Source organism: Corallococcus carmarthensis (assembly GCF_003611695.1).
Taxonomy (GTDB): Bacteria; Myxococcota; Myxococcia; order Myxococcales; family Myxococcaceae; genus Corallococcus; species Corallococcus carmarthensis.
This window is the reverse complement of record NZ_RAWE01000131.1, coordinates 1-18,878: the sequence shown is the minus strand read 5'-3', so window position 1 is coordinate 18,878 and position 18,878 is coordinate 1. Positions and strand designations below refer to the sequence as shown.

The window sequence follows — 18,878 nt, the reverse complement described above, 5'->3', positions numbered from 1 at the left end:
CTTCGCAGGAGTCTGCCGTGTCTCGTACCTCGACGCCGTTCCGGACGTGGGCGCTGGGCGCCGTGTTTCTCGCATCGTTGGGAGGCTGCTCGGGCCCCGAGGATGCGCCTGTCGCCGGAGAGCCCATGGGGCAGGTGGAGTCGGCCGTGCTGTCGACGCGCGTGGTGGGCTATCTGCCGACGTGGGCAGGGGACGTGAACACGCTGCAGTACGGGAAGCTCTCGCACATCAACTACGCGTTCGCGCTGCCCACGGCGTCCGGCGGGCTCACGGGGGTGAGCAGCGGGGACGCGCGGCTGCGCTCGCTGGTGACGCTGGCGCATGCGCAGGGTGTGAAGGTGCTCATCGCGGTGGGCGGCTGGAACGACGGCAACGACAGCGGCTTCGAGCAGATGGCGGCGAACGCGAGCGCGCGCACGGCGTTCGTGAACAACGTGGTGAACTTCATCAACGCAGCCGGGCTGGACGGCGTGGACATCGACTGGGAGTACCCGGACCCGGGCACGTCGGGGAACAACTACGCGCTGCTGATGAACCAGCTGGGCACCGCGATGCACAGCCGGGGCAAGCTGCTCACGGCGGCGGTGGTGGCCAACGGTTACACGGGCGGCGGCGTGCAGGCGTCGGTGTTCAACGACGTCGATTTCCTCAACATCATGGCGTACGACGGCGGGCAGCCGCATTCGACGTATGACCTGGCGGTCCAGTCGCTGAACTACTGGAAGGGCCGCGGGCTGCCGGCGTCCAAGGCGGTGCTGGGCGTGCCGTTCTATGGGCGCTCGCCGTCGAGCTACGTGGGCTACTCGGAGCTGGTCGCGCGCGACTCGCAGGCGCCCTACAAGGACAACGTGGGGGACGTCTATTACAACGGCATCGCGACCATCCAGGCGAAGACGCAGCTGGGCAAGCAGAACGGCGGCGTGATGATCTGGGAGCTGTCCCAGGACACGTCTGGCGGCACGTCGCTGCTCAGCGCCATCTACTCCGTGGCGCAGGGCACGGGCGGCGGCACGGGGGCGTACCGGCTGGTGAACAAGGCGTCCGGGCGGTGCGTGGACATCAGCGGTCCCAGCACGGCGGACGGCGCCATCATCCACCAGTGGGCCTGCCACACGGGCGCCAGCCAGCAGTGGTCCATGGAGGCGACGGACAGCGGCTACTACCGCTTCGTGTCGCGCTACAGCGGCAAGGCGCTGGACGTGAAGGAAGTGAGCACCGCGGACGGCGCGGGGCTCCAGCAGTGGTCCTACGGCGGCGGGAGCAACCAGCAGTTCAAGCCGGTGGCCCTGGGCAACGGCTACCACCGGCTGGAGGCGCGCCACAGCGGCAAGGTGCTGGACGTGACGGGCTGCCAGCAGGGCAGCGGTGACGGCACGCTGCTCCAGCAGTGGACCTGGTCCAACAACGACTGCCAGCAGTTCAAGCTGGAAGCGCTGTAGTCCGCGCGGAAGGCGGGGCCGGTGTCCGCCGGCCCCGTCACTCCGGCTGGGCCTTCCCGATGGCGTCGCGCAGCTTCGCGGCCAGCACCTTGAGGTGGGGGGGCTTGAGGAAGGAGTAGTGGTCCCCGGGCACGGTGTGCACGTCCAGCCCGCCGGGCGCGTAGGCGGCCCAGCCGTGGTCCCAGCGCGAGCCCTCCGCTTCGAACAGCGTGAAGGGCCACCTCGCCGGGGGCGGTTCGTAGACCCAGCCCGCGTTCAGGTGGGTCTCGAACGCGTGGCGCAGCTGGCGCAGCGACTGCTCCTCGGCGAAGAGGGGCTGGCTGGCCGCTTCGAGCGCTTCCCGCCACTGACCGGGGGAGAGGCCTTCGCGTGGCGGCAGCGGCTGGCCCGACGCGCGCAGCAGGTCCTCCAGGAACGATGCGCTCAGCCGCGCCTTCGCGTCCAGGTCGTCCGGGTTGCCGAAGTGCAGGCTCGCGGAGCTGTCGAGCAGCGCGAGCAGCGCCACCGTCTCCCCCTCGCGCCGCAGCTGGTGGGCCATCTCCCACGCGACGGCGCCTCCCATGGACCAGCCGCCCAGCAGATAGGGGCCGTGAGGTTGGACCTCGCGCACCGCGCGCACGTACAGGGCCGCCATCTCAGGGACGGAGTCGCAGGGCGGCGCCTCGCCGTCCAGGCCCCGGGCCTGGAGTCCGTAGAACGGCTGCTCCCTGCCCAGCGCCCGGGCCAGCTCCGCGTAGGGCACGACGTTGCCGCCCACCGCATGGACGCAGAAGAAGGGACGCACACCCGGCTGACCCTTCTGGAGCGCGACCAGTGGCGTCCAGGGCGCGGCGTCCCGGAGCAGTCCCGCCAGGTGCTCCACGGTGGCGTTCTGGAACAGCGCCGCCACCGGCAGCGAGCGGCCCATGCGGGCGTGGATGGCCGACTGCAAGCGCAACGTCAGGAGCGAGTGACCGCCCAGCTCGAAGAAGTTGTCGCGCACGCCAATGGGGTGCACGCCCAGCACCTCTTCCCAGATGCGCACGAGCTGAAGCTCCAGCGGCGTGCGTGGGGCCAGCAATGTGGCCGCGGGCTCGCGGCCTCCCTCCGGCGCGGGCAGGGCCTTGCGGTTCACCTTGCCCGACGGCGTCAGCGGCAGCTGCTCCATGGGGACCCAGCGCGTGGGCACCATGTAGTCCGGCAGCCGTTGCTTGAGGAAGTCGCGCAGCGCCGTGACGTCCCGCGTCCCCACCACCCAGGCCACCAGCTGCTTCTGGCCGCCTCCCTCGTCCCGCGCGTCGACGACGCAGTCTCGCACCGCCGGGTGTTGCGCGAGCGCGGCTTCAATCTCCCCCAGCTCGATGCGGAAGCCGCGCACCTTGAGCTGCGCGTCGCGCCGGCCCAGGTACTCCAGCGTGCCGTCCGGCAGGTGCCGCGCCCAGTCGCCCGTGCGGTACAGCCGGCCTCCGGGCCTTGCGCCGAGCGGATCCGGGATGAAGCGGTCGGCGGTGAGCCCGGGCTGGTCGAGATAGCCTCGGCCGACCTGGACGCCTCCCACGTAGAGCTCGCCCGTGACGCCTCGGGGCACCGGCTGGAGGTTCGCGTCCAGCACGTACACGGGCACGTTGCTCAACGGCCGGCCAATGGAGGGCAACGCCGGCCACGCGTCCGCGTCTCCCTTCAGCGAGAGCGACGTCACCGCGTGGGCCTCGGAGGGGCCGTAGTGGTTGTGCAGCACCGCGCCCGTGCGCTTCATGAAGCGGCGGATGGCGGGCGTCATGCGCAGCTGCTCTCCCGCGACCATGACCTCCCGGACGCGGTGGGGGGAGCGGCCTTCGCGCTCGGCCACCTCCGCCAGGTTCTGGAGCGCGACGAAAGGCATGAAGAACCGCTCGATGCGCGCGTCCTCCAGCAGGGTCAGCAGCTGGCCCGGGTCGCGGCGGAGCTCCTCGGTGAGGAGCACCAGCTCACCGCCCGCGGCCCAGGTCGCGAAGAGCTCCTGGAAGGACACGTCGAAGCTCAGCGCGGAGAACTGGAGCGTGCGGGCCCCGGGCGCCACCGAGTCCGCCAGCTGCCAGTGCAGCAGGTTCACCAGCGCCTCGCGGTGCATCGCGATGCCCTTGGGCGTCCCCGTGGAGCCGGACGTGAAGATGACGTAGGTGAGCGCCTGCGCGTTGCCCCGGGGTTCGGGCCGCGCGTCGGACTCGCGAGCCAGTGCGTCCGCTTGCGCGTCCAGCTCCAGCACCCGCGCCGAGCCGTTCTCCAGCACGCCGCGCAGCTCGCGCGTGGTGAGCAGCACCGCCGCGCCCGAGGCCTGGAGCATCGCGGCCAATCGCTCCGGAGGATAGGCCGGGTCGAGCGGGACGTAGGCGCCTCCCGCCTTGAGCGTGCCCAGCACCGCCACGGGCAACTCCAGCGAGCGACGCAGGTGGATGCCCACGCGGACGTCGGCACCCACGCCCAGCCCGCGCAGATGGTGCGCGAGCTGGTTCGAGCGCCGCTCCAGTTCCCCATACGTGAGCGTCGCGTCCCCGAAGCGCACCGCGATGGCTTCGGGCGTGCGCGTGGCGGTGGCTTCGAAGAACGCGTGGACGCTCGGCACGGCGGGGAAGGCCACCGGCTGGTTCGCCCACGTCGTCAGCTGCCGCCGCTCCGCGTCCGCGAGCAGGGGCAGGGTCCGCAGGGGCGCGTCCGGTGCCGCGAGCGCGCCTTCGAGCAGCCGCGTGTAGTGGTCCGCGAACCGCGCCACCGTGGCCTCGTCGAAGAGAGCGGTGTTGTATTCCCAGAGGGTCGCCCATCCCTCCGGCGTCTCGCGCACGAAGAGGGTGAGGTCGAACTTCGCCAGGCCCGGCTCGAAGGCCAGGTCGCGGACGCGTACGCCGGGCAGCTCCCACGGCACGCCTCCGCTCTGGAGGACGAACATGACCTGGAACAAGGGGGGCCGGCTGAGGTCCCGCGCGGGGACGCGTGCATCCACGAGCTGTTCGAAGGGCATGTCCTGGTGCGCATAGGCCCCCAGGCACACCTCTCGCACGCGGCCCAGGAGCGCGCGGAAGCTCTCCGCTCCGGAGGCATCCACCCGCAGGGCCAGGGTGTTGGTGAAGAAGCCGATGAGGCTCTCCACTTCGCGTTGGCCGCGCCCCGCGATGGGCGTGCCGATGACGATGTCGTCCTGTCCACTGTGCCGCGCGAGCAGCGCGTGGAAGCCCGCGAGCAGCAGCATGAACGGCGTGACGCCCGCGTCGCGCGACAGCGCCTGCACGGCGGCGGGAATCGATGCGGGCAGGGGGCGCGGCAGCTGGCGGCCCTGGAAGGTCTGCACGGGCGGCCGAGGCCGGTCGGTGGGCAGCTCCAGCGTCGGCGGAGCGGCTTCCAGGTGCTGCTTCCACCACGCGCGCTGGGTCTCCAGGGTCTCGCCGGCGATCACCTGGCGCTGCCACCCGGCGAAGTCCGGGTACTGCACGGGCAGGGGCGGCAGGGTCAGCGGTTCGTCCTGGTGACGGGCCGTGTAGAGGGCCTTCATTTCGCGCACCAGGATGCCGATGGACCAGAAGTCACACACGATGTGGTGCATGACCAGCAGCAGCACCTGCCGCTCGGGCGCCGTGCGCACCAGCGTGGCGCGCACCATCGGGCCGCGCTCCAGGTCGAAGGGCTTCCTCGCCTCCGCCTCCGCGCGCGTCCGCGGCAGCGCGTCCCCGTCCAGGGACTCGAGCGTGAGCGTGAACGGCCGGTGCTCCACCACGCGCTGCACCGGGTGGCCCGCGTCGTCGCTGAACGTCGTCCTCAACGCCTCGTGCCGTTGGATGATCGCGTCCAGCGCACCCTCCAGCGCCGGGACGTCCAGCGGCCCGTCGAGGTGGAGGAAGATGGGCACGTTGTACGCGCTGCCTTGAGGGTCCAGCCGCGCGAGGAACCACAGGCGCTGCTGCGCGAAGGACAGCGGCCGGGGCTTGTCCTTCGCCGCCGCGACGATGGGCGGCACCGGCGGACCGCTGCCTCCCTTCTGCAAGGCCTCCAGCCGCTCCGCGAACTTCGCCAGCACCGGGGCTTCCAGCAGCAGGCGCAGGGGCACGTCCCGCTGGAGCACGTCCCTCAGCCGCGACACCACCCGCGTGGCGAGGAGCGAGTGTCCGCCCAGCTCGAAGAAGTGGTCGTGCGCGCCCACGCGCGGAACGCCCAGCAGCGGCGCCCACAGCTCCGCCACCAGCGTCTCCCAGCCTTCGCGTGGCGCCACGTAGGCGTCCGGGCCGGTCCGCGTGTCCGGCGCGGGCAGGGCCTTGCGGTCCACCTTCCCTGACGGAGTCAGCGGCAGCCGCTCCAGCTTCACGAACGCGGAGGGCACCATGTGCGCCGGCAGCCGCGCGGTCAGGTGGGCACGCAGTCCACCCACGTCCACGCGCGGGCCGACGACATAGGCCACGAGCCGCTTGTCGCCGGGGACGTCCTCGCGCACGGCGACCCCCGCGTCCTCCACGCCCGGCGAGGCCTTGAGCGCGGCCTCGACTTCCCCCGGCTCGATGCGGAAGCCGCGCACCTTCACCTGCGAGTCATTGCGCCCCAGGAAGTCGAGGACGCCGTCCGGCCGCCACCGTGCCCGGTCTCCCGTGCGGTACAGCCGCGCGCCCGGCGTGGTGCTGAACGGATGCGGCACGAAGCGCTCCGCGGTCTGCGCGGGCTGGCGCAGGTAGCCCCACGCGAGGCCATCCCCGCCCACGTACAGCTCGCCCGCGACGCCCACCGGCACCGGGGCACCCAGGGCGTCCAGCACGTACGCCTGCGAATGGGTGATGGGCCGGCCGATGGGCACGGGGCGTCCGTCGTCCACCGAGCCCTCCAGCGGATGGAAGGTGGAGTAGGTGGTGTTCTCCGTGGGGCCGTAGACGTTGACGACGTCCCTGCCCGCCTCGCGCACCTGTCGCGCGGCCAGCGGGGACATCGCCTCGCCGCCCGTCATCACCTGCCCCACGCGCGCGAGCGCCCGGGGCTGGAGCATCGCCATCTGGTTGAAGAGGGCCGTGGTGATGAACAGCGTGGTGACGCCCTGGTGCTCCAGCACCTGCGCCAGCTCCTCCAGCGAGGGCTGATGCGCCGGGAAGACCACGAGCTTCGCGCCATGCAGGAGCGCGCCCCACAGCTCCAGCGTCGCCGCGTCGAAGGAGATGGGCGCCAGCTGGAGGAGGACCTCCTCCGGACCGAAGCGCGCGTAGGTCGTTCCCTTCACCAGCCGCACCACGCCCCGGTGCGGGATGCACACGCCCTTGGGCCGGCCGGTGCTGCCGGACGTGTACATGACGTACGCCAGCGCCTCGGCCGGCACGGTGACGCGCGGCGCCCGCGTGGACTCCCGCGCGAAGGCATCCCACGAGGGCTCCAGCGCCACCACGCGCGCCTCCAGCGCCGCGAGCTTGGCCTCCTGGCCGGGCTGGGCCAGCAGCACTTTCAGGTTCGTGTCCCGGGCCATGAAGAGGAGGCGCTCGGTGGGATACGTGGGATCCAGCGGGACGTAGGCTCCTCCCGCCTTGAGGATGGCCAGCGTGGCCACGACCATCTCCAGCGAGCGGCTGGTGCACAGGCCCACCGGGGTGCCCGCGTCCACGCCCAGCGCGCGCAGGTGGTTCGCGAGCTGGTTCGCGCGTGCGTCGAGCTCCCCGTACGTCAGCCGGCGGCCCTCGAACTCCACCGCGATGGCCTGGGGCGCGCGTGCTGCCTGCTCCTCGAAGAGCGCGGTCAGTGACGCCTCGCGCGGGTAGTCGGCGCGGGTGTCGTTCCAGGTGAAGAGCAGCTGCTGGCGCTCCTCGTCGGTGAGCAGCGGGAGCCGGGCGACGGGCTGCTCCAACCGGTCAACCGCGGCCGCGAGCAGGCGCGTGTAGTGCTCGGCCATGCGCGCGACGGTCGCTTCCTCGAAGAGGGCGGTGTTGTACTCCCAGACGAAGTCCAGGCCCTCGGGGGACGGCTGGGCGAAGAGGGTGAGGTCGAACTTCGCCATCCCCGTCTCGACATCCAGCGGCGCCACGGACACGTCCGGCAGGGTGCTCGCGGCGGGGCCGCCGGCGTTCTGGAGCACGAACATCACCTGGAACAGCGGCGCGCGGCTGGGGTCGCGTTCGTGCTGGAGCGCGCGCACCAGCTGCTCGAAGGGCATGTCCTGGTGGACGAAGGCCTCCAACGTGAGGTCGCGCACGCGGCCCACGAGGTCGCGGAAGCTCGCGTTCCGGGGCGCGTTGATGCGCAGGGGCACCGTGTTGATGAAGAAGCCGACCAGCCCCTCCAGCTCCTGACGCTCGCGGCCCGCGAGGGGCGCGCCGATGACGAGGTCGTCCTGGCCGCTGTAGCGCGCGAGCAGGGCGTGGAAGCCCGCAAGCAGCAGCATGAAGGGCGTGGCGCCCTCCCGCTGGGCCAGCGCCTCCAGGGCCTGCGACAGCGCGGGCGACGCCTTCCGCGACAGGTGCGCGCCTTCGAAGGTCTGCACCGCCGGGCGCGGCCTGTCCGTGGGCAGGGCGAGCGCGGCCGGCGCGTCCTGGAGCCGGGCCTTCCACCACCCGAGCCGGGACTCCACTCCCGCGCCCACCCACGCCTGCTGCTGCCAGCGCGCGAAGTCCGCGGGCTGGATGGGCAGGGGCGGCAGCTCCGCGGGAGCACCTCCTGTCGCCGCGCGGTAGAGCGCCGTCAGCTCACGCTCCAACACGCCCAGCGACCAGCCGTCGCAGATGATGTGATGGAACGTGACGAGCAGGGCGTGCTCCCCGTCCCGCACGTGCACCAGCGTCGCACGCAGCAGCGGTCCCCGGGCCAGGTCGAAGGGAAGGCGCACCTCCGCCTCCGCGCGCCGCGAGAGCTCGGCCTCCGAGGACACGCGCTCGCGCCGCAGCGGCACATCCAGCGCCGGGGCAATGCGCTGCACCGGCTGCCCCTGGTGTTCCACGAAGGTGGTGCGCAGCGCTTCGTGACGTTGGACGAGCGCCTGAAGGCTCCGCTCCAGCGCGCCGTCATCCAACGGTCCGCTCCAGCGCGTGAACCAGGGCAGGTTGTACGAGAAGCCGTCCGGATCCATCCGCGTGAGGAACCACAGGCGGGCCTGGGCGGAGGACAGCGGCGGGACCTCGTCGCGCGGGCGAGGCACGAGCGGCAGCTTCTCCCCACCCGCCTCCGTCCTCAGCGAGGCCAGGTGAGCCGCCAGCTCCTCCACCGTGGGGTGTTCGAACAGGGCGCGCACGGGCAGCTCCACCTGGAGCCGGTCGCGCAGCCGCGCGGTCACCTGGGTCGCCAGGAGGGAATGGCCGCCGCGCTCGAAGAAGTGGTCCAGCGCGCCCACGCGTGGCAGGCGCAGGAGCGCGGCGAAGACACCCGCCACCTCCGTCTCCAAGGGCGTGCGCGGGGCCACGTAGGCCTGCGCCGTGTCCGCGTCGTCGTCCGGAGCCGGCAGGGCGCGCCGGTCCAGCTTGCCGCTGGGGGTGAGGGGAAACGCCTCCAGCAGCACGAAGGCCGCGGGCACCATGTACTCTGGCAGCCGGTCGCGGAGCACCGCCTTGAGTCCGCCCGCGTCCACGTCCGCACCGGGTTGGGTCACCACGTAGGCCACCAGGTGTTTGCCTCGCGCCGCGTCCTCGCGCGCGACCACCGCGACGTCCTTCACGCCCGGCAGCTTCGCCACCGCCGCCTCCACCTCCGGCAGTTCGATGCGATAGCCGCGGATCTTCACCTGCGCATCGCGCCGCCCCAGGAACTCCATCTCCCCCGAGGGCAGGTGCCGCGCGAAGTCACCCGTGCGGTACATCCGCGCGCCCGGATGCGGGCTCAGCGGATCCGGCACGAAGCGCTCCGCCGTCAGGTCCGGCCGGTGCAGGTAGCCGCGCGCCAGCCCCGCGCCGCCGATGTACAGCTCACCCGCGACGCCCACGGGCACCGGCTCCCACCGCGCGTCCAGCAGGTACGTGCGCGCGTTGGTGATGGTGCGGCCGATGGGCGGCAGGTCCGGCCACGCGTCCGGGTTCCCCGTCAGCACGTGGGCAGAAGCCGCGTGCGTCTCCGTGGGGCCGTAGTGGTTGTCCAGCACGCACCCGTCCAGCGCGTGGAGCAGCCGCCGCAGCGCGGGCGTCATCCGGAGTTGCTCGCCCGCGGTGTTGATCTCCTTGAGCGACGTGGGCAGCAGCCCGTCCGAGTCCGCCACCTCCGCCAGGTGCTGCAAGGCGACGAACGGCAGGAAGATGCGCTCCACGCCCTGGTCGCGCATCAACGTGAGCAGCGCCCGGCCGTCGCGCCGCGTGTCCTCCGACACGAGCACCAGCTCTCCACCCGCGGCGAACGTGGGAAGCATCTCCTGGAAGCACACGTCGAAGCTCAGCGCGGAGAACTGGAGCGTGCGTCCCCGGGGCGCGGTGGAGCGGCGCACCTGCCACTGGATGAGGTTGAGCAGCGGGCGGTGCGGCATGGCCACGCCCTTGGGCACGCCCGTGGAGCCCGACGTGAAGATGACGTACGCCAGCGTGTCCGGTCCGCCCACGGCTTCCGGCGCGGTGTCCGGCGTGGAGAGGTCGTCCTCCAGGAACAGCCGCTCCGCGCCGCCCTCCGGCAGCGCCGCCGCCAGCGTGCGCCGCGTGACGAGCACCTTCGCGCGAGACGTCTCCAGCATCAGCGCCAGCCGCTCCGGCGGATAGGCCGGATCCAACGGGCAGTAGGCCGCCCCCGACTTGAGGATGCCCAGCACGCCCACCGCCAGCTCCAGCGAGCGGTCCACGCACAGCCCCACCGCCGTGTCCGGCGTCACGCCGCGCTGGCGCAGCGCATGGGCGACGCGGTTGGCGCGCCGGTCCAGCTCCGCGTACGTGAGGCTCGCCTCTCCGAAGCGCACCGCGATGGCGTCCGGGCTCCGGCGCACGCTGGCCTCGAAGAGCGCGTGCACGCCGGGGTGCACCGGCACGTCCGCGCCGGTGTCGTTCCATTCCCTCACCGCGCGTTCCCGCTCGCGCCCGGTCAAGAGCGGCAGCGTGGACACCGGGGACTCGGGCTTCGCGACAGCGCCCTCCAGCAGGCGCGCGTAGTGCGCGGCCATGCGGGCCATCGTCGCCTCGTCGAAGAGGTCGGCGTTGTACTCCCAGCGCGCCTCCATGCCGCTGGGGTCGTCGTAGAGGAAGAGGGTGATGTCGAAGCGCGCGACGCCGGGCTCGAAGTCCAGCTCCGTCACGGTGAGGCCGGGCCACTTCAGCGCGGCCCACGGCGAATTCACGTGCACGAACATCGTCTGGAACAGCGGCGAACGGCTGGGGTCTCGCTGGGGCACGAGCAGGTCCACCAGCTGCTCGAAGGGCATGTCCGGATGCGCGTACGCGCCCAGGCACACCTCGCGCACTCGGCCTAGCAGCGCGAGGAACGCCGGGTCGCCGGACGTGTCCAGCCGCAGCGCCAGCGTGTTCGCGAAGAAGCCGATGAGCCGCTCCACCTCCCGCCGTCCGCGCCCCGCCACGGGCGTGCCCACCACCAGGTCCTCCTGGCCACTGTAACGGGACAGCAGCACCTGGAACGCCGCCAGCAGCGTCATGTACGGCGTGACGGCTGCCTTGCGGCTCAGCTCGCGGAGGCCCGTGGCCAGGGCCGCGGGCATGGGCAGGCGGTACACCGCGCCCCGGGACGTCTGACGCGGCGGGCGCGGCCGGTCCGTGGGCAGCTCCAGCGCGGGCGGCGCTCCGGAAAGGCGCTCCTTCCACCACGCGCGCTCGGCCTCCAGGAAGTCACCCGTGAGCGTCTGCCGCTGCCAGTGCGCGAAGTCCGCGTACTGCGCCGGAAGCTCCGGCAGCCGGGGCGGTTCGTTCTTCGTGGCGGCGGTGTAGAGCGCGCTCAGCTCGTTCGCCATCCACCCCAGCGACACCGCGTCGCAGACGATGTGGTGCGTGACGAAGAGCAGCGCGTGCTCCTCCGGCGAAAGCCGCACCAGCGTGGCCCGCACCAGCGGTCCGCGCGCCAGATCGAACGGCGTGCGCGCCTCTCCTTCCGCGTGCTCACGCAGGGCCTGCTCCCTCGCGGCGCCGTCCGGTCCTCGCGTGGACAGGTCCTCCCGGCGGAGCGTCAACGTCAGCGACGGGGCAATGCGCTGCACCGGCTGGCCGTCCACGGAGGCGAACGTGGTGCGCAGCGCTTCGTGCCGGGCCACGACGCCCTGGAGGGCCTGCTCCAGCGCGCCAGCGTCCAGCGCTCCCGTGAGCCGCACGAAGAAGTAGACGTTGTACGTGGCGCTCGTGCCCTCCATCTGCGCCAGGAACCACAGGCGCTGCTGCATGAAGGACAGCGGCAGCGCCTCCGTCCTGGGGACGAGGGGCAGCGGGGCGCGCTTCTTGCCCGGAGCAACCGGCGAGGAGGTCGTCATCGTAAAGCTCCGTCAGGTTTCGTAGGCCGCGAAGCCGCGCGAGCGCAGCGTGCGCAAGAGGACGGTGAAGAGAAGGAACCCGAACGCCGCGCCCCCCATGACGGGCCGCACGCCCAGCCGGTCCGCGAGCGCGCCCTGCGACCACACGCCCACCGTGAAGCCGACGAACAGCAGCATGGAGTTGAGGCTGGCGATGCGCGCCTGGAGCTCCCCGGACACGCGCGCCTGGCACAGCGTGGCCAGCCCCGTGAGCGTCAGCATGTACAGCGCCCCCAGCAGCAGCACCGCCCCCGTGGCGACGCCCAGCGACGGAGACCACCAGTACGCCGCCGCCACCGGACCGATGAGCAACAGGCTCACCTCCAAAAGCCGCCCCCGTCCCATCCGGTCCGCCAGCGTGCCCGCGGAGAGCGCCGCCAGGAGCGCGCCCGTGCCCTGCGCCGTCACCAGCATCGACGTGGCCCCCGCGTCCTGACCGAACACCCGGATGGCCATCACCGGCGCCAACGCCGTGAACGGGGCGATGCAGATGGCGATGGCCAGCGTCCCGCCCATGGCCATGAGCAGCGCCTCGTCCGCACGCGCCACCTGGAAGCCACGCGCGATGCCCGCCCACAGGCCCTCGGGCGAAGCGGGCTTCGCGGTGGCCGGAGCCCCGCGCACGCCCAGGAGCGCCAGCATCACCGCGCCAAACGACAGCGTGTTGAGCAGCAGCACCCAGCCGATGTCCGCGTGCGCGATGAGCAACGCCGCCAGCGCCGGGCCGCAGATGCGCCCCAGGTTCGCCTGCGCGGAGTTGAGGCTGAGCGCGCTGTGCAGGTCCTCCTTCGGCACCGATACGGCGATGAGCGCGGAGAACGCGGGCATGAACAGCGTCACCGCGCAGCCATTGAGGAACGAGATGACCGCCACCCACCGCACGGTCAGCCCGCCCGTGAAGGCCAGCGCCGCCAGCGCCCCCGCGAGCACCATCTGCACCAGCGCCCCCAGCGCCACCGCGCGCCGCCGGTCGAACCGGTCCCCCAGCGCGCCTCCCAGCGGCGACAGCAGGATGGACGGCAGCCACGTCAGCGCCGCCACGCCGCCCGTCCACTCCGCCCGGCCCGTGACCTTCGTCACGTACACGCCCAGCGCCAGCACCTCCATCCACGTGCCGATGTTGGACAGCGCCGCGCCTCCCCACAGGAAGGCGAAGTCGCGGTGCTTCAACGCGCGCAGCGAGGACAGGCGGGGCGGGCGGGGCGTGGACACACTCGCTTTCTAATTCACCGAGAGCGCCGGGTGTTCATGGACTTCGATGCTGGGCGGTTTGGATGGAATTGCGGCGGAAACGTGCAGTGCTGCTTCAGTTCCGCCGGGGCAGGCGGAGGGTGAAGGTGGAGCCCTCGCCCAGGTTGGAGCGGGCGGAGAGCGAGCCGCCATGCAGCTTCGCGAGCGCGGCGGCGATGAAGAGGCCCAGGCCGTGGCCGCGCCCGCGGTCCTCGTCCGCGCGCTGGAAGCGGTCGAAGACGTGGGGCAGGGCGCTGGCGGGGATGCCCACGCCCCAGTCGCGCACGTGGATGAGGACGAGGCCCGGGTTGAGCGTCACGCCCATTTCGATGTGGTGCGACGTGCCGCTGTACTTCACCGCGTTGGACAGCAGGTTGTTGAGCACCTGGCGCAGCCGCTCCGCGTCCAGCATGAGGGGCTCCACCGGCTCTCCGGTGTGGAGGGAGAAGTCCATGTCCGGTTGCAGGTCGCGCCACTCCTGGACGAGTTCCTCCAGGAACGTTGTCAGCGCCGTGGGCTGAAGCTTCAGCTCCAGCTTCCCATCCGCCAGCCGGGAGGCGTCCAGGATGGACGTCACCAGTCCGTTCATCCGGTCCAACTGGCGCAGGACGGCCTCCGCGGAGCGGCGCTCGTCTTCGATGCCGCGCTTCTGCACCTTGCGCAAGAGCAGCTGCGTGTTGAGCCGCGCGGAGCTCAGCGGCGTCTTCAGCTCGTGCGCCACCCAGTTGAGCATCTCCTCGCGCGCCAGGCTCACCGAGCTGGCTGGCTCGCGCGCGGCCAGGGCGGCGTCCGTGCGGGTCGCCGCGCGGTACTGGAGCGCGCTGTTCACGGCCTGCTCGAAGGTGGTCAGGTCCACCGGCTTCGCGAGGAAGGTCTGGGCCGCTTCACGCCCCTGGGGACGCGCCGCGCTCAAGAGCAGGAAGGGGACGTCGGACAGGGTGGGCTCGGAGCGCATGGCGTGCAAGAGCTGCATGCCGGTCCGCCGGGGCATCATGTGGTCGCTGACCACCAGGTCCGGCGTCTCCGTGCGCGCCAGCAGCAGCGCTTCCTCGCCGTTGTGCGCGCGGATCACGCGGTGGCCCAGGTCCTCCACCACTTCGGAGAAGACCTCCAGGAGCGCCTCTTCATCCTCCGCGATGAGGACCAGGCTCATTCACCCAGCCCTCCAATGGTGGTGCCCAGCGGGCGGGCCTGACCCGTCAGCAGTCCCGTGGCGGAGCGCATGGGCGCGAGCACCTTCACGCCGGTGTCCTTGATGACGAACTCGCGCAGGTCGGTGACGTACTCACTGTCCCTCATCTTGAGCACGGACATGATGCGGTGCATCTGGCCGTGCAGCTCCACGTAGCGCAGGAGCAGGAGGTTCTCTCCCAGGATGGCGACCGGCGCGTCGTTGAAGTCCAGCTCGGTGCCGACGATCTTCGGCACCTCCCGGGTGAACAGGGAGGTGATCCCCCGGGCTCGCAGCCGCACCGCGAGCGAGGCCATGAACATTCGCCGCCGCCCGGGGTCGAGGACGGCCAGCTCCAGGTCCGTGAGCCCATCCAGCACCAGCCGCTGGACGCCGAGCGCGTCCACCTTGCGCAGGATGTCCCGCACGAGCACGTCCGCCTCGGCCTCCATGGGTGGCACGTAGTGGAACATCAGCCGTGACTCGCGCAGCAGGGGGCCCACGTCCAGCCCCACGCGCCGGGCGCGCGCCGCGAGCATGGCGGGCGCGTCGAAGAAGGAGACGAAGAGCGTCTTCTCCCCCTGGCGCGCGGCGTCCGCGGCGAAGTGCATGGCCAGGATCGTCTTTCCTATGCCCATGCTGCCCGCGAGCATCGTGGTGCTGAGCTCCGGAAGGCCTCCTTGCATCAGCGCATCCAGCTCCGGCAACCCGAAGCCCTTGCGCTTCAGCGTGGGGGGCTCGTCCTGGAAGTCCACCGGGGTGGCCTCCAGGCGCGGGATGAACTCCACGCCTTCCTCGTGGATGAGCATGGTGTGCTCGCCCGTGAGGTGGGGCCGGCCGCGCAGCTTCACCACCTCCACCCGGCGCACCCGGCGCGAGCCGTTCGTCTGGACGGACAGCGACACGATGCCGTCCACCGTGGTGGCCTCTGGCAGCGCCATCAGCCGCTCCAGCGTGTACTCCGTGGTGAACAGGCCAATGCAGTTGCTGGCGGCCAGGCCAATGCCCAGCTCGTAGAGGAACTCGCGCAGCCGCGCCTCGTCCTGCCAGAGGTCCCGGATGGAGCGCAGCCCGTCGATGAAGAGCATCGCCGCGCCGCGCTCGCGCACCGTCTGCAGGAGCAGGTCCCGCGCCTCCTTCGGGCCCCGCTTGAGCGCGGAGTAGGCGCTGATGACGAAGAGCTTCTCGCCCAGCACCTCCGGCTTGAAGAAGGAGAAGGCGGACAGGGCCCCCATCAGCTTGTCGTGGGGCTCCGAGGTGACGGTGGCCACCACCACGGGGACGCCGCGCGCCGCGGCCTGGAAGGCCACCTGGCTGCACAGCACCGTCTTCCCGGAGCCGGGCGTACCGGTGACGATGAAGGACTGGCGGAGGGGGATGCCTCCTCCCAGGAGGACATCGAAGCTGGGGATGCCGCTCTGGAAGAGGGCGGTCTCGCTGCTGGGCATTCCTGGGTCCGTCGGACGGCGAGGGCCAACGCGCGGGCTTCCGCCGTTCGGAAGCATGCGCCGGGACACAATGCACACGGGGATCAGGGCATGCCCGAAGCGCCCTGCGCTTTGTTCGGGGCATAACCGACGCCTCGGAGCAGGGCCATCGCGACGCACCTGGGCAACTGGCGCATCGCCAACCGGTCAACACCTCGGCCGTGGAGCGGGCGGGCGGGCGTCAGCGCGAGGGCGTGGGAGGCGGCGCCGGTTCGCTGGCGCGGGCGCTGAAACCCCGGAAGAGCAGCAGGGCCACCAGGAATCCCACGGCGCAGACGGCGGAGACGTAATACGCGGGCGCGAGCGGGCTCTCCTTCAGCGCCAGCGTGACGGCGAGCGGCGTGAGGCCGCCGAACAGCGCGTACGCCACGTTGTAGGAGAAGGAGATGCCGGAGAAGCGCACCGCCGCCGGGAAGGCCTGCACCATCACGGCGGGCACCACGCCGGCGACGCCCACGCAGAACCCCACGCCCGCGTAGAGCGGCACCAGGTGCTCCGGTGCGCTCGCCACGCCCCGGTAGAACAGCTGCGCGGCCACGAGCAGCACGCCCGAACCGATGGCCATGGCCCGCGTCGCCCCCAGCCGGTCCGCGAGCAGCCCGTAGCAGACGCAGCCCACGGTGAGCGTGAGCGTGGCCACGCTGTTGGCCGCCAGCGCCCGCGCGGGAGCAATGCCGTGCAACTGCTGCATCAGCGTGGGCGTCATCAGGATGATCACCACGATGCCCGCGGTGAGCACCCAGGTGAAGAGCATGGAGACGATGACGGCGGGCGCGTGGCCCTGGAGCGCGGCCTTGAGCGGCAGCTCCTTCACCAGCGCCTTCTTCTGGCGCATCTCCTCGAAGACGGGCGTCTCCTGGAGCCAGCGGCGCAGGAACACGGCGAAGAAGCCGAACACGCCGCCTACGACGAAGGGCACGCGCCAGCCGTACGCCATCACCTGCTCCGGCGTGAACACGGTGTTGACCGCGGTGGCCACCAGCGAGCCCAGGAGGATGCCCAGCGTGAGCCCGGAGGTGAGCGTCCCGCACGCCAGGCCCACGCGGCGCTCCGGCACGTGCTCGGAGACGAACACCCACGCGCCCGGCACCTCACCGCCCACCGCCGCGCCCTGCAACAGCCGCAGCGTGAGCAGGAGCAGCGGCGCCGTGTACCCCGCGGTGGCGTACGTGGGCAGCAGGCCCATGCACAGCGTGGGCACCGACATCAGGAAGACGCTCAACGTGAACATCCGCTTGCGCCCGGTCCGGTCCCCGAAGTGCGCCATCACGATGCCGCCCAGCGGCCGCGCCAGGTAGCCCGCCGCGAACAGCCCGAACGTCTGCAGCTGCCGCAGCCAGTCCGCCGTCTCCGGGGGGAAGAACAGCCGCCCCATCACCGACGTGAAGAACACGAAGATGATGAAGTCATAGAACTCCAGCGCGCCCCCCAGCGCCGCCAGCCCCAGGGTGCGGACGTCCTGGGCGGACAGGGGACGGGGAGCGGCCAGCGGGGACGGGGCGTCAGAAGAGGGGGTCGCCATGCGCGTGAGGACCAGGAGGATATGCCGGGACACCTCCCAGGGCCCCATCCGTCACGTTGTTAAGGTGTATTCACCGTAAAACCTGTTGACACGGTGTGCGAAACTTGTGGGGAGGTCTCGTCATCGGTATCTTCCCGGAATTACGAGTTCCGTCCTGGGAGTACAATTTGGACAGGGTTGATACCGTGACGCCTTCGCCGGCCGCACCCGGGGTGGACATCCTCTTCGGGAAGTACCGCATGGTGCAGCGACTGGCCACGGGCGGCATGGCGCACATCTTCCTTGCGACGCTCGACGGGCCGGACGGCTTCTCCAAGCCGTGCGTCATCAAGCGCATCCTTCCGGAGTACGCGAACCTGGAGCCCTTCGCGCGGATGTTCGCGGACGAGGCGAAGGTGGCGGCGCTCCTCACCCACCCGAACATCGTGCAGGTGTTCGACTTCGGGAAGATCGAAGGCCAGTACTACCTGGCGATGGAGTGGATCCAGGGCCAGTCGCTGGACCGCATCATGCGGCACGCGGCGGCGGCGGGCATCCCGCTGGGCGCGCGGGTGACGGTGGACGTGGGCATCGCGATGTCGGACGCGCTCACGTACGCGCACGCGAAGACGCTGTCGGACGGGACGCCGTTGAAGCTGGTGCACCGGGACATCACGCCGGGCAACGTGCTGGTGTCGCGCGACGGCATCGTGAAGCTGGCGGACTTCGGCATCGTGAAGAGCTCCGTGAACCTGGAGCGCACGGTGGCCGGGGTGGTGAAGGGCAAGTACGCGTACATGTCCCCGGAGCAGATCACCAACCGGGAGCTGGACCACCGCTCGGACCTGTACTCGCTGGGCATCGTCCTCTACGAGCTGTCCACCGGGCGCCGGCTGTTCAAGCGCGAGACGATGGAGGCCACCATCGTGGCCGCGTCCCAGGGAGACGTGCCGCCGCCGTCGCAGGTGGCGCCGGGCTTCCCGCCGGAGCTGGAGCGCATCTTGCTCAAGCTGCTCTCGAAGGACCCCGCCCAGCGTCACCAGACGGCGCGCGAGCTGCACGACGACCTGGAGCGCTACCGCGCGGCGCAGCACTGGACGTCCGGGGGCCGGGAGCTGGCGACGCTGATGGCCACGCTCTTTCCTCCGGATACCTCCGGCCGGGTGTCCACGGCGGTGGCGGTGCCGGGGTCCATGCCGGGCTCCTCCAGCGTGGTGGGCGCGTCCGGCATCTCCAGCCCGCCGCCCGTCGCGATGCCGGAGCACGGGGTGAACGTCCAGGAGTTGAGCGCGCTGGTGCCCACCGGCGTGCTGCCCCGGAGCACCGGGACGGGCTCCACCACGGGCGTCATCCCGTCGCCGGAACAGGTGGCGGCGTCCGGAGCATTCCCCTGGGGGCTGGCCGCCGCGGCGGGCGCGGCGTTGGTGGGCAGCGTGGTGTTCTGGCTGTTCATCGCGTGAAGGGCGGTCGCATCGTGTCGTCGTGGGAAGTGGGACATCGAACGTGAAGAATCAGAAGACCTGGGTCGCCGTCATCCTGCTGGGCACCGTGGCCGTGAACGCCGGGGCGTACCTGGTGGTCCGCTCGCGCAAGGCCGCTCCGCCCGCGCCCGTCGCCGAGCCCGTCGCCGCACGCATCCCCGTCCCCCCGCCCGACGTGGCCTCCCCTCCGC

The 18,878-nt window shown here is 71.5% G+C and carries 7 protein-coding genes; 2 read left to right on the top strand and 5 right to left on the bottom strand.

Features of this window, described 5'->3' with window-relative positions:
* The first annotated feature begins 17 nt into the window (after nt 1-17).
* Nucleotides 18-1,439 (top strand): RICIN domain-containing protein, encoded by a 1,422-nt coding sequence (locus D7X32_RS28355; protein WP_120605689.1) that lies wholly within the window; start codon nt 18-20, stop codon nt 1,437-1,439.
* A 37-nt stretch (nt 1,440-1,476) separates the two neighbouring features.
* Here D7X32_RS28355 and D7X32_RS28350 read toward each other — a convergent pair whose 3' ends face one another.
* From D7X32_RS28350 to D7X32_RS28330, 5 genes are all read right to left on the bottom strand, one after another.
* Complete coding sequence (locus tag D7X32_RS28350) at nt 1,477-11,778, bottom strand: non-ribosomal peptide synthetase (protein WP_120605688.1); 10,302 nt, start codon at nt 11,776-11,778, stop codon at nt 1,477-1,479.
* Between the two features lie 12 nt (nt 11,779-11,790).
* Nucleotides 11,791-13,029 carry an MFS transporter gene (locus D7X32_RS28345; protein WP_120605687.1) on the bottom strand — a complete coding sequence of 413 codons (1,239 nt, stop codon included), beginning with the start codon at nt 13,027-13,029 and terminating at the stop codon, nt 11,791-11,793.
* A gap of 94 nt (nt 13,030-13,123) precedes the next feature.
* Nucleotides 13,124-14,200 (bottom strand): ATP-binding response regulator, encoded by a 1,077-nt coding sequence (locus D7X32_RS28340; protein ID WP_120605686.1) that lies wholly within the window; start codon nt 14,198-14,200, stop codon nt 13,124-13,126.
* Nucleotides 14,197-15,666, bottom strand: a complete 1,470-nt coding sequence (locus tag D7X32_RS28335; protein ID WP_120605685.1) for an ATPase domain-containing protein — start codon at nt 15,664-15,666, stop codon at nt 14,197-14,199. Before D7X32_RS28335 ends, D7X32_RS28340 begins: the two co-directional genes overlap by 4 nt.
* Nucleotides 15,667-15,886: 220 nt before the next feature.
* Entirely contained in the window at nt 15,887-17,227 is a 1,341-nt protein-coding gene (locus D7X32_RS28330) for an MFS transporter (protein ID WP_120605698.1), read from the bottom strand.
* Between the two features lie 185 nt (nt 17,228-17,412).
* Here D7X32_RS28330 and D7X32_RS28325 point away from each other — a divergent pair, with 185 nt between their 5' ends.
* Complete coding sequence (locus D7X32_RS28325; RefSeq protein WP_244239224.1) at nt 17,413-18,666, top strand: serine/threonine protein kinase; 1,254 nt, start codon at nt 17,413-17,415, stop codon at nt 18,664-18,666.
* Nucleotides 18,667-18,878: the final 212 nt, after the last annotated feature.